Below are 11,162 nucleotides of genomic sequence, written 5' to 3'. Positions count from 1 at the left end.
CTCAAGCCAGCGCTCCAGATCACGCCGCCAGTCCTCGTCCAACACCATCGTCGTCAGCCCGTCAGCCCACACTGACAACGGAATCAATGACGATTCCAGCCGGTTCCTTCAACCTGCCAAAGTAGTGCTAGATCGGCGCCGCATCCGCCCCTGCCCCGTAATGGTGCCAAGTGAAGATCGCCGCCGCCCCGCGATACGGCCGCCATGCCTCGGCCAGTTCGCGGGTCAGCCGTTCGGACGGCCGTTCGGGCAGGGACAGGATGCGCCCGACCTCGATCTGCACCGCCAGGTCGCCGGCGGGCCAGATGTCGGCGCGCCCCTCCGCGAACAGCAGATACACCTCGGCGGACCAGCGCCCGATCCCCTTGACGCGGACCAGCTGCGCGATCGCCTCCTCGTCATCCTCGGGCAGGTGATCGAGGTTCAGCCGCCCGCTGGTCACCTCCTCGGCCAGGCTGCGGGCATAGCCGGTCTTCTGCCGCGAAAAGCCGCACGCGCGCAGCCCCTCGTCGCTCAGCGCCGCGATCACCGCCGGGTCGGTCGGGTCGCCCAGCACCTCCAGCTTGCGCCACACCGCGTCGGCGGCCTTCACGCTCACCTGCTGGCCGACGATCGTGCGCAGCAGCGTGGCATAGCCGCGCGCGCGGATGCGCGGCGCAGGGTAGCCGACGCGCGCCAGCGCGGCGCCGAACGCCGGCTCGATCGCCGCCAGCGCGTCCAGGTCGCCGTTCAGCCGCTCGGCGCTCAGCCCCATTGCGCGACGCCGGGACAGTGGGCATGGGGGACCTGTTTCATCGGGGAGAAATTCATGCCCAAGCTTATCGTCGTTACGCGTGAGGGGGAAGAACGCGAGATCGACGGCGACGCCGGCCTGTCGGTGATGGAAGTGATCCGCGACGCCGGCATCGACGAGATGCTGGCGCTGTGCGGCGGCTGCTGCAGCTGCGCGACCTGCCACATCCATGTCGATCCGGCCTTCGTCGGCGCGCTGCCCGCGATGAGCGAGGACGAGAACGACCTGCTCGATTCCTCGGGCGACCGCAACGACACCTCGCGGCTGGCGTGCCAGATCCCGTTCGGCGCCGATCTGGACGGCCTGAAGGTGACGATCGCCGCCGAGGATTGATGATGGTGCGCGCATCGCGACGGCACCGGCCGTCGCGATGCGCGCGCCCTCAACCGCGCGCGGTCACCGCATAGAGCGCGATCGCCGCGGCGTTCGACACGTTCAGGCTTTCGACCTTGCCGGAAATCGGCAGCTTCGCCAGTTCGTCGCAATGCGCCTCGGTATTCTGGCGCATCCCCTCGCCCTCCGCGCCCAGCACGATCGCGATCCGCTGCGTGCCCATCGCCTGCGCCAGCGTCTGCGTGGCATGGCCGGTCAGCCCGATCCGCCAGAAGCCGGCCTCCGCCATCTCCTCCAGCGCGCGCGCCAGGTTGACGACGCGCACCCACGGCACGCTTTCCAGCGCCCCGCTCGCCGCGCGTGCCAGCGCGCCCGATTCGGGGGGCGAGTGGCGGTCCTGCGTGACGATGCCCAGCGCGTCGAACGCCGCGGCGGACCGCAGGATCGCACCGACGTTATGCGGGTCGGTCACCTGGTCCAGCACGATCAGCGGGCGCTGGTCGCCCTCGCCCTGCTGCAACAGGTCGCCCAGCCACACGTCCTCCAGCGGGTCGACCTCCGCTACCAGCCCCTGGTGCGGCGCGTCGGACGGGACCAGCCGGCCGAGGTCCGCGACGTCGGCATAGACGATCGGCAGCACCGGCGGCAGGTCCAGCGCGGCCAGCGCCTCGCGCGTGCCCCAGATCTTGCGCACGACGCGCTCGGGATTGGCGAGCGCAGCCAGCACCGCGTGCCGTCCCCACAGGCGCGTGCGGTTGCCCTGCTGCTGGCTGGGGCGGTGGCCACGGCGCGCCATCAGCGGCGCCCCGCGCGGGTCAATAGGTGATATCTGATACGGACCATGCGCGCGCTATGCGACGCGCGCCGACGCGACGCAACCGCCGGCTATTTCCGCCGCCGCGGCTTCGCGCTGGCCGCCGCCTGCTCCTCCAGCGCCGTCAGCAGCGCGCGCGCCGCGGCGGTTTCCGCCTCCTGCTTGCTCGCCCCTTGCGCGGTCACGCTGTCCTTGCCGACGCTGGCGGCCACGGTGAAGCGCGGCGCATGGCCGGGGCCGGACCGGTCGACGATCGCATAGGCGGGCACCGCGCGCCGGTTCGCCGCCGCCCATTCCTGCAACGCCGATTTGGGATGTTGCGGCGCGCGCGCATCGGCGTGGATCCGATCCGCCCACAACCGGCGGATCGCGTCGCGCGCCGCGTCCAGCCCGGCGGTGCGGTACAGCGCGCCCAGCAACGCCTCCATCACGTCGCCCAGCACATTGTCGCTGTGCTGCGCGCCATCGCTATGCGCCTGCTTGCCCAGCCGCACGCGCGCCTCCGCGTCGATCGAGCGCGCGACTTCGGCACACACCACGCCGGTCACCAGTGCGTTGAACCTTTTGGTCAATTGCCCCTCGGGTTCGTCGGGGAAGGTCTCGTACAGCCATTCGGCCATCACCAGCCCCAGCACCCGGTCGCCCAAGAACTCCTGCCGCTCGTAGCTGTCGCCTTCTCGGCTGGAATGGGTCAGCGCGCGCACGAACGGCGCGGTGTCCGCCGGCCGGACCCCGAACGTGCGCTCGATCCAGTCGGCCAGATCGTCGCTCAAAAGCCCTCACCGATCCGGTCGAGGCGCGCCGCCGACACCCAGGTCCACGGTTTCAGCCACGATGCCGAACCGTCGGTGGACCAGAAATTGACGATCGCCTTGCCCTCGATCCGCTCCATCGGGATGTACCCCATCCCCTCCGGCGGGGCGAAGCGGCTGTCGGCCGAATCGTCGCGATTGTCGCCCATCAGGAACACCGTGCCCGCCGGCACGTGATAGACGTCGGTATCGTCGGCCTGCGGGATGTTCTCCTGGTCGAGCACGTTGTAGCTCTTCCCGTCGGGCAGCGTCTCGCGGAACTGCGGATAGCGGCAGATCGCGCGCCCGGCACTGTCGACGTCCTGGAACGGCGTGCCGCATTTCTCGGTCGGGAAATTGGGCGAGATCGGCACGATGAAATCGGCGACGCGCTGCTTGGGAATCGCCTTGCCGTTCAGGAACAGCTGGCCGGCGCGCATCTGCACCCGGTCGCCCGGCAGGCCGATCACGCGCTTGATGACGTCGTGGTCGTCCGGCCCCATCGACCGGAACACGACGACGTCGCCGCGCGCCGGATCGCGCGCGAACAGCCGCCCGGGGATCAGCGGCAGCCCCCATGGCAGCGACCAGCGCGAATAGCCGTAATTCCACTTCGACACGAACAGATAGTCGCCGATCAGCAGCCGCGGCAGCATCGATTCGGACGGGATCGAGAAGGGCGAGAAGATGAAGCTGCGCAGCACGAACACGAACAGCACCAGCTTCAAGAGGAAGCGGATCGTCTCGCTGGTTTCGGAACGGGCGGGGCTACCGGCGGTTTTGCCGGCGACAGGAGGGGTGGCCATGACGCTTCGCGTCGCCTAACGGCGCGGGCGCGTCAAGCGAAGGCTTGGCACGACAGCATAGGGAAGACGGACAATGGCGGACTGGTCCCGGATCGAAACACTCCCCTCCGAACGGCTCGACGCGCTGTTCGCCGCCGACGCCGACCGGCTCAAGCGCCTGTCGCTCGACGTCGCGGGCATCCATTTCGACTGGTCGAAGACGCATCTGACCGCCGATGCGCTCGCCGCGTTCGAGGCGCTGGCGAAGGAGGCCGACCTGGCCGGCCGGCGCGAGGCGATGTTCGCGGGCGAACATGTCAACGTGACCGAGGATCGCCCGGTCGAGCACACCGCCGAACGCGGCGAGGGCAAGGCCGACAGCGTCGCGCGCGCCGCCTCCTATCACGCGCGGATGCGCGCGGTGATCGACGCGATCGAGGCGGATGCCTTCGGCCCGGTCCGCCACGTCCTGCACGTCGGCATCGGCGGCTCGGCGCTGGGGCCGCACCTGCTGGTCGATGCGCTGGGGCGGGACAGCGACCGCTACGACGTCGCGATCGTCTCCAACGTCGACGGCATGGCGCTGGACGACGTGTTCGACCGCTTCGACCCTGCCGCCACTTTGCTGGTGGTCGCGTCGAAGACCTTCACCACGACCGAGACGATGATGAACGCCGACAGCGTCATCTCCTGGATGACCGGCGCCGGGGTGGACGATCCCTACGGCCGCGTCATCGCGCTCACCGCCTCGCCCGACAAGGCGATCGAATGGGGCGTCGACGAAACCCGCGTCCTGCCCTTTTCCGAAGGGGTCGGCGGGCGCTATTCGCTGTGGTCGTCGATCGGCTTCCCCGCCGCGATCAAGCTGGGCTGGGAACAGTTCGAGGAGCTGCTGGACGGCGCGGCGGAGATGGACCGCCACTTCCGCCTGTCCGCGCTGCACGAAAACGCCCCCGCGCTCGCCGCCTTTGCCGACCTCTATTATACCCAGGTCCGCCATTGCGAGACGCGCGCCACCTTCGCCTATGACGAGCGGCTGCGCCTGCTGCCCAGCTATCTGCAACAGCTGGAGATGGAATCGAACGGCAAGGGCGTCACGGTGGGCGGCCAGCCGGTCGGCCGCCCCACCGCGCCGATCACCTGGGGCGGGGTGGGCACCGATGCGCAGCATGCGGTGTTCCAGCTGCTCCACCAGGGCACCCACATCGTGCCGGTCGAGTTCGTCGCGGTGACCGAGGCGGGCGACACCCTGCCCGCCGAACATCATCGCCAGCTGCTGCTCAACGCCTTTGCGCAAGGGGCGGCGCTGATGAAGGGCAAGCAGGCCGACGACCCCGCGCGCAGCTATCCGGGGGATCGCCCGTCGTCCACGCTGCTGCTCGACCGGCTCGACGCGCGCACGCTGGGCGCGCTGATCGCCTTCTACGAACATCGCGTGTTCGTGGCGGGCGTGCTGCTCGGCATCAATTCCTTCGACCAGTTCGGCGTCGAGCTGGGCAAGGAAATGGCCAAGGCCGCGGCGAAGGGCGGCGGCGACTTCGACCCTTCCACCACCGACCTCATCGCCCGCGCCGGTCTGGCATAAGCGCGGACGACCGATTATGTGTATGGCTCTGCGGAGCCATACACATGCGGACCAGCATCGACATCGACGACGAACTCGTCAGCAGCGTCATGCGCGCGACAGGCGCCGCGACGAAACGTGAAGCTGTCGACAATGCGCTCCGCATCGCCCTTCGCCTCAAGCGACAAGAAGGCTTGATGGAATTGTGGGGATTGGGCTGGGACGGCGACTTGGATGACATGCGGACCAGCAAGTACATCGCAGCCGACGAATGATGCTGGTGGACAGCAGCGTCTGGGTCGATTTTCTCCACGCGCGTGCAACTCCCCAGACCGATCATCTCAAGAGGGCGCTGCTGGGTGAGCGTGTCCTGACCGCCGACCTCGTTATCGCCGAAGTGCTGCAGGGTACGCGCTCGGAAAGGGCGTTCGCCATTGCCAGCGCACAGCTTCTGAATCTGGACGTCGTCACGATCGGCGGACCGGAGATCGCCGTACAAGCCGCGCGCCACTACCGCACCCTGCGGGAACGCGGCATCACGATCCGCAAGACGATCGACACGCTGATCGCCACGCGCTGCATTGTCGACAACATCCCGCTGCTCTACGCCGATCGTGATTTCGATCCGTTCGTCGCGCATCTGGGGCTACGGTCCGCGATGGTGTGACCTGCCTGTCCTACCCCGCCGCGCGCTGCTAACAGCGGCACCAACCGGCGCCCCGCCGGTTCAATGTTGACCCCGCGATTGTCTCAACTTTCGCAACATTCGCAGATGCCGGAGCCGCCATGTCCGAGTTCGACTACGACCTTTTCGTCATCGGTGCCGGTTCCGGCGGCACGCGCGCGTCGCGGGTCGCGGCGGCGCATGGCGCACGCGTGGCGGTGGCGGAGGAATATCGCGTCGGCGGCACCTGCGTGATCCGCGGCTGCGTCCCCAAGAAGCTGCTCGTCTATGGCGCGCATTTCGCCGAGGATCTGCGCGACGCGCGCCATTTCGGCTGGGACGTGCCCCCCGACTGCGCGTTCAGCTGGCCGCGGCTGCGCGACAACGTGCTGAAGGAGGTGGACCGGATCAACCAGGCCTATACCACCACGCTCGAGTCGAACGGGGCCGAGATCATCCACCAGCGCGCCACCGTCTCCGGCCCGAACGAGGTGACGCTGGCCGACGGCACGAAGAAGACCGCGAAGACGATCCTGATCGCGGTCGGCGCGCATCCGGCGATCCCCGAATGCCCCGGCCACGAACACGGCATCACCTCGAACGAGGCGTTCCACCTGGAGGCGGTGCCCAAGCGCGTGCTGATCGCGGGCGCGGGCTATATCGCCAACGAATTCGCCGGCATCTTCCATCAACTGGGCGCGCACGTCATCCTGATGAACCGCACGAAGGACATCCTGCGCGGCTACGACCTGCAGATCCGCGACCGGCTGCTCCAGATCAGCATGATGAAGGGGCTGGAATTCCGCTTCGACGCCACCTTCCAGGGAATCGAGAAGCTCGACGACGGCTGCCTGAAGGTCAGCATGGCGAACCACGAACCCGCGGTGGTCGACATGGTGATGTTCGCCACCGGGCGGAAGCCGAACACGCATGGCCTGGGGCTGGACACCGCCGGGGTCGAACTGGACGACATGGGCGCGGTGAAGGTCGATGACCACAACCGCTCCACCTGCCCGTCGATCTACGCGATCGGCGACGTCACCAACCGCATCCAGCTGACCCCGATCGCGATCCGCGAAGGGCAGGCGTTCGCCGACAACCTGTTCGGCGGCAAGGCGACCGTGGTCGACTACGACTGCGTGCCCTCGGCGGTGTTCAGCCACCCGCCGATCGCCGGCGTCGGCATGACCGAGGCGGAGGCGCGGCAGAAGCTGGGATCGGTGAAGGTCTATTCGTCAGATTTCCGCCCGATGAAGAACGTGCTGGCGGGCCGCGACGAACGCGCGCTCTACAAGATGGTCTGCGACGGCGAAACCGACCGGGTCGTCGGCATCCACATGATCGGCCCCGAAGTGGCGGAGATCATCCAGTCCGCCGCGGTCGCGGTGAAGGCCGGGCTGACCAAGGCGCAGTTCGACGCCACCGTCGCGCTCCACCCGACCATGGCGGAGGAACTGGTGCTGCTCAAGTAGCGCCCCCCCACACGTCACCCCAGCGAAAGCTGGGGTCTCCCGGCAAGGGAACGCAGCAGCCCGCCCGCCTACGCCGCCGCCACCGCCCCGCGCTGCGCCGGGATCACCGCCGCGGTCATCCGCGCGATGCACACCAGCCGCTCGGCCGCGTCGATGATGCGGATCGTCCACACCTGGCTGGTGCGGCCCAGCGATTCGGCGCGGGCGGTGGCGTGGACGTAACCGTCGCCGGCGGGGCGCAGGTGGTTGGCGTTGATCTCCATCCCCACCGCCGCCGACACCGCCGGGTCCAGCGTCGCCATCGCCGCGACCGACGCGACCGTCTCGGCCAGCGCGACGGAGGCGCCGCCGTGCAGCCGGCCATAGGGCTGCCTGGTCCGCTCGGTCACCGGCATCCGCGCGGTCAGCCAGTCGTCGCCCACCGCGACGAACTCGATCCCCAGGAAACCGGGCATCGACGTCGCGCCCGCTTCCGTCAGCCGCGCCAGATCGGGGGTGCCGCCATGCCAGATCGTCGTGTTCGTCGTGGTCGTCATGCCTGCCGCGTCGCTCCTGCGCCGGTGGGAAAGGGAAGGATCGTCTCGTATCGGGCCAGTTCCGGCGCACCGGGCACCCGCGCCCCGCGCCGCAACAGGAAGGCATGGCGGACGATCTCCGCCTGCTGCTCGATCCCGTATCGCTCCAGCCGCCAGCCGGGGCGGATCGCATAATGGTAGCGGCAGAACGGATGCCGCGCCAGCGGCAGGCAGACGCCGCGCTGGTGCTGCCAGATGTGGCACATCTCGTGGATGAACAGCCCCTGCGCATCCAGCGGCGCAGCGGCGAAATCGTCACGCCACAGGTCGCCGCGCGGGTGGAAGTGGATCGTCCCGGCCGGCGCCATCACCACATTGCGCGGCTGGAAGAACGCCCATTTGCGCCGCGCCAGCCCGACCCGGGCATAGTCGATCGTGTCGCCATACACCGACCGCGCCAGCGCCACCTCGCCCGCGGTCAGCGCGCGCCGGGTCACTCGGGCGCCGCCTCGCCCGCGCCGATCACGGTCGCGGGCACCTCCACCGCGGTCCCGTCGTCGAAGCGGAAGGTGAGCGGCAACTTGGTGCCCGGCGTCACGCCCGCCGGCACGCCGAACAGCATCGCATGATAGCCGCCCGGCGCCAGCGTGACCGTCCCCGCCCTGGGCACCGGCAGCGCCTTCACCGCGTCCATCGCCATCATCCCGTTGCCGGTCATGCGGCTGTTGTGCAGTTCGATGCGCGCGACGCCGGGCGCGGTGATCTGCACCAGCGCGCTGTCCTTCGCCCCGCCGTGCAGCACGGCATAGCCAGCCGCCGGCCGCCCCGGGACCGCCGCCAACCGGACATAGGCATCGCCCGCGACCGGCGTCTGCGGTGCGCCGGAACAGGCTGCGACCATCATCACCACCGGTGCCAGTGCCATCATCCGCATCGCATCGTCTCCCGTCCTGTCGCCCCTGCCTACGAAGCCGTGGCCCCGCCCGCAATCCTACCGCCGCGCATCCGCCTTCTTGGTGCGCAATGTCGCGCTGGCGGCGGCCGGGTCGTCGGGCCAGGGGTGGCGCGGGTAGCGGCCACGCATCTCCTTGGCCACCGCGCTCCAGCTGCCGCGCCAGAAACCGGGCAGGTCGCGGGTCGTCTGGATCGGCCGTCCCGCCGGGCTGGTCAGCGACAGGACCAACGGCACGCGCGCTTCCCCCACCACCGGATGGACGTCCAGCCCGAACAGCGCCTGCACGCGCAACTCCACGGTCGGCCCCGCCTCCGCACCATAGTCGATCGCATGGGTTGACCCCGCCGGACTGGTGAAGTCGGCGGGTGCCAGCCGGTCGATCTGGCGCAGCGCGTCCCAGCCCAGCAGCGTGCGCAGCCCATCGGTCAGCGCCCCCGGCGCGATCGCGTCCAACCGGCGCTTGCCCGCCACCAGCGCGGGCAGCCACTCGTCCAGCCGCGCGACCAGCGTCGCATCGTCCAGCGGCACGCCGGCATAGGCCGCGCGCGTCCGCAGCGCGGCCGCCCCCGCCGACCACGGCAGCAGCGCCAGCCCGCGGCGGCGCACCCCCTCCACCAGCGCCGCGGCGATCGTCGCGGGATCGGCGGCGCTGTCCGGACCGCTCGACACGCGGATCGCGCCCAGCCGCCGCTCGCGCAGCGCCTGCACCGCGCCGGTCGCGAGGTCGAAGCTGGCGGTGCGGTGGGTCGCGATCCGGTCGGCGAACATCGCCTCCACCTCATCGGCGTCGATCGCGGCGGCGGACAGGATGCGCGCACCCGCCGCCATCCCCTGCGTCTCGGCCACCGCCAGCCATTGCTGCCGCGCCAGCGGTGCCGCGGGGTCGAGCCGGAAACCGCGCCCGCCCGCCGAGGCCCAGCGCTCGCCGCTCGCATCGCGGCGCTTCGCCACGCGATCGGGGAAGGCCAGCGCGACGCATCCCGCGATCGTCCCCTCCCCGCCCCCCTCGGCACCGCCGCGCACCATCGCTGCCCAGCGTTTCGCCAGTCCGCGCGCGCTGTCCGCCTTGGCCGAACGGTCGCCGCGCCAGCGTCGCCAGCGTACCTCCAGATCGGCATCGGGGCCGCCCAGCCCGCGCTCCTGCAGCAGCACCGCGACCTCGGCGGCCAGCCTTTTGTCGGGGGCGAGCAACAGCATGTGCGCCAGCCGCGGCGCCATCGGCAGCGCCGCCATCGCGCGGCCATGCGCGGTCGGCCGCCCGTCGTCGTCCAGCGCGCCCAGCCCCGCCAGCCGCGCGCGCGCCTCCGCCACCGCGGCTTCGGGCGGGGGGTCGATCCACGCCAGCTGGCGCGGGTCGGCGACGCCCCAGATCGCGGTGGCGAGCAGCAGCGCCGACAGGTCCGCCTCCAGGATCTCCGGCGGGTCGAACCGCGGCATCCCCGCGGTCGCCGCCGCCTCCCACAGGCGATAGGCGACGCCCGGCGCCTGCCGCGCGGCGCGGCCCGCGCGCTGGGTCGCCGCCGCCTGGCTCTCGCGCTCGGTCACCAGCCGGGTCATGCCGACCGCACGGTCGTAGCGCGGGCGCCGCGCCAGCCCCGAATCCACCACCACGCGGATGCCGTCCAGCGTCAGGCTGGTCTCGGCGATCGACGTCGCCAGCACCAGCTTGCGCGCGCCGTCCGGCTCGGCGCGGATCGCCGCGCGCTGCGCCGCCGGGTCCACGCTGCCGTGCAACCGGTGCAGCCGCACGCCGGTCAGGTCGCCCAGCCGCTCGGCCGTCCGCTCGATCTCCGCGACGCCCGGCAGGAAGGCGAGCACGCCGCCCGTCTCCTCCGCCAGCGCGCGGCGGATCGCGGCGGCCATATCGTCCTCGATCCGCGCCTCGCCCGCGCGCCCGACATGGCGCAGTTCCAGCGGGAAGCTGCGCCCCGCGCTTTCAGCCACCGGCGCATCGCCCATCAACGCGGCGAAGCGCGCGCCGTCCAGCGTGGCGGACATCGCGACGATGCGCAGGTCGGGGCGCAGCGCCCCCTGCGCATCCAGCGCCAGCGCCAGCCCGAAATCGCCGTCCAGGCTGCGTTCGTGCACTTCGTCGAACAGGATCGCGGACACGCCCGCCAGTTCGGGATCATTCTGCAACCGCGCGGTCAGGATGCCCTCGGTCACGACGGTGACGCGCGTCGCCGCCGACCGTTTCGTGTCCAGCCGCGTGGCATAGCCGAAGGTGCGCCCGACCGGCTCGTCGGCCAGCGCCGCCATCCGCTCCGCCGCCGCGCGCGCCGCCAGCCGGCGGGGCGAGGTGACCAGCACCTCGCCGGTGCACCATGGCTCGGCCAGCAGCGCGGGGGCGACCGCGGTGGTCTTGCCCGCGCCCGGCGGCGCGACCAGCACCGCCGACGAACGCGCGCGCAGCGCGGCGAGCAGATCGGGCAGGACGGCGTGGATGGGAAGGGTCATCCGGTTCGCCCGCACGTCA

General features: G+C 70.7%; 13 protein-coding genes. 5 read left to right on the top strand and 8 right to left on the bottom strand.

Going from position 1 to position 11,162, the window contains the following annotated elements:
* Positions 1-127: 127 nt before the first annotated feature.
* Entirely contained in the window at positions 128-754 is a 627-nt protein-coding gene (locus tag COA07_RS12285) for a DNA-3-methyladenine glycosylase family protein (RefSeq protein ID WP_066711441.1), read from the bottom strand.
* A 54-nt stretch (positions 755-808) separates the two neighbouring features.
* On the opposite strand from COA07_RS12285, the gene COA07_RS12280 reads away from it, so the two are divergent.
* The gene (locus COA07_RS12280; protein ID WP_066711442.1) at positions 809-1,126 is read left to right on the top strand and encodes a 2Fe-2S iron-sulfur cluster-binding family protein; all 318 of its coding nucleotides are present in this window, start codon (positions 809-811) and stop codon (positions 1,124-1,126) included.
* 49 nt (positions 1,127-1,175) lie between these two features.
* Here the strand turns inward: COA07_RS12280 and rlmB are convergent, their stop codons facing one another.
* The 3 genes from rlmB to lepB all read right to left on the bottom strand — a co-directional run bounded on the left by rlmB (position 1,176) and on the right by lepB (position 3,537).
* Positions 1,176-1,922: a 23S rRNA (guanosine(2251)-2'-O)-methyltransferase RlmB gene (gene rlmB, locus COA07_RS12275; RefSeq protein ID WP_066711443.1), complete on the bottom strand. Its 747-nt coding sequence runs from the start codon at positions 1,920-1,922 to the stop codon at positions 1,176-1,178.
* A gap of 89 nt (positions 1,923-2,011) precedes the next feature.
* Positions 2,012-2,713, bottom strand: coding sequence for a ribonuclease III (gene rnc / locus COA07_RS12270; RefSeq protein ID WP_066711444.1), 702 nt, complete (start codon positions 2,711-2,713; stop codon positions 2,012-2,014).
* Positions 2,710-3,537: a signal peptidase I gene (gene lepB, locus COA07_RS12265; protein WP_066711445.1), complete on the bottom strand. Its 828-nt coding sequence runs from the start codon at positions 3,535-3,537 to the stop codon at positions 2,710-2,712. Before lepB ends, rnc begins: the two co-directional genes overlap by 4 nt.
* Before the next feature lie 73 nt (positions 3,538-3,610).
* Here lepB and pgi point away from each other — a divergent pair, with 73 nt between their 5' ends.
* The 4 genes from pgi to gorA all read left to right on the top strand — a co-directional run bounded on the left by pgi (position 3,611) and on the right by gorA (position 7,216).
* Positions 3,611-5,101: a glucose-6-phosphate isomerase gene (gene pgi, locus COA07_RS12260; protein WP_066711446.1), complete on the top strand. Its 1,491-nt coding sequence runs from the start codon at positions 3,611-3,613 to the stop codon at positions 5,099-5,101.
* 44 nt (positions 5,102-5,145) lie between these two features.
* A complete protein-coding gene (locus tag COA07_RS12255) occupies positions 5,146-5,355 on the top strand; it encodes a type II toxin-antitoxin system VapB family antitoxin (RefSeq protein ID WP_066711447.1) in 210 nt (69 codons plus the stop codon).
* Positions 5,352-5,747, top strand: a complete 396-nt coding sequence (vapC, locus tag COA07_RS12250; RefSeq protein ID WP_066711448.1) for a type II toxin-antitoxin system VapC family toxin — start codon at positions 5,352-5,354, stop codon at positions 5,745-5,747. Before COA07_RS12255 ends, vapC begins: the two co-directional genes overlap by 4 nt.
* Before the next feature lie 119 nt (positions 5,748-5,866).
* Entirely contained in the window at positions 5,867-7,216 is a 1,350-nt protein-coding gene (gene gorA, locus COA07_RS12245; protein WP_066711449.1) for a glutathione-disulfide reductase, read from the top strand.
* Positions 7,217-7,284: 68 nt separating this feature from the next.
* Here gorA and COA07_RS12240 read toward each other — a convergent pair whose 3' ends face one another.
* The 4 genes from COA07_RS12240 to hrpB are packed head-to-tail and all read right to left on the bottom strand — an operon-like array spanning position 7,285 to position 11,143.
* Positions 7,285-7,752: a hotdog fold thioesterase gene (locus COA07_RS12240; protein ID WP_066711450.1), complete on the bottom strand. Its 468-nt coding sequence runs from the start codon at positions 7,750-7,752 to the stop codon at positions 7,285-7,287.
* Positions 7,749-8,228, bottom strand: a complete 480-nt coding sequence (locus tag COA07_RS12235) for a vgr related protein (protein ID WP_066711451.1) — start codon at positions 8,226-8,228, stop codon at positions 7,749-7,751. The genes COA07_RS12240 and COA07_RS12235 overlap by 4 nt, the downstream gene beginning before the upstream one ends.
* Entirely contained in the window at positions 8,225-8,665 is a 441-nt protein-coding gene (locus COA07_RS12230) for a copper chaperone PCu(A)C (protein ID WP_066711452.1), read from the bottom strand. Before COA07_RS12230 ends, COA07_RS12235 begins: the two co-directional genes overlap by 4 nt.
* Positions 8,666-8,722: 57 nt before the next feature.
* The gene (gene hrpB, locus COA07_RS12225) at positions 8,723-11,143 is read right to left on the bottom strand and encodes an ATP-dependent helicase HrpB (protein WP_096641096.1); all 2,421 of its coding nucleotides are present in this window, start codon (positions 11,141-11,143) and stop codon (positions 8,723-8,725) included.
* Between the last annotated feature and the right edge of the window lie 19 nt (positions 11,144-11,162).

The organism is Sphingomonas adhaesiva (assembly GCF_002374855.1).
Taxonomy (GTDB): Bacteria; Pseudomonadota; Alphaproteobacteria; order Sphingomonadales; family Sphingomonadaceae; genus Sphingomonas; species Sphingomonas adhaesiva.
Note: the sequence above shows the minus strand (reverse complement) of the source record. Positions and strands in the feature narration are given on the sequence as shown.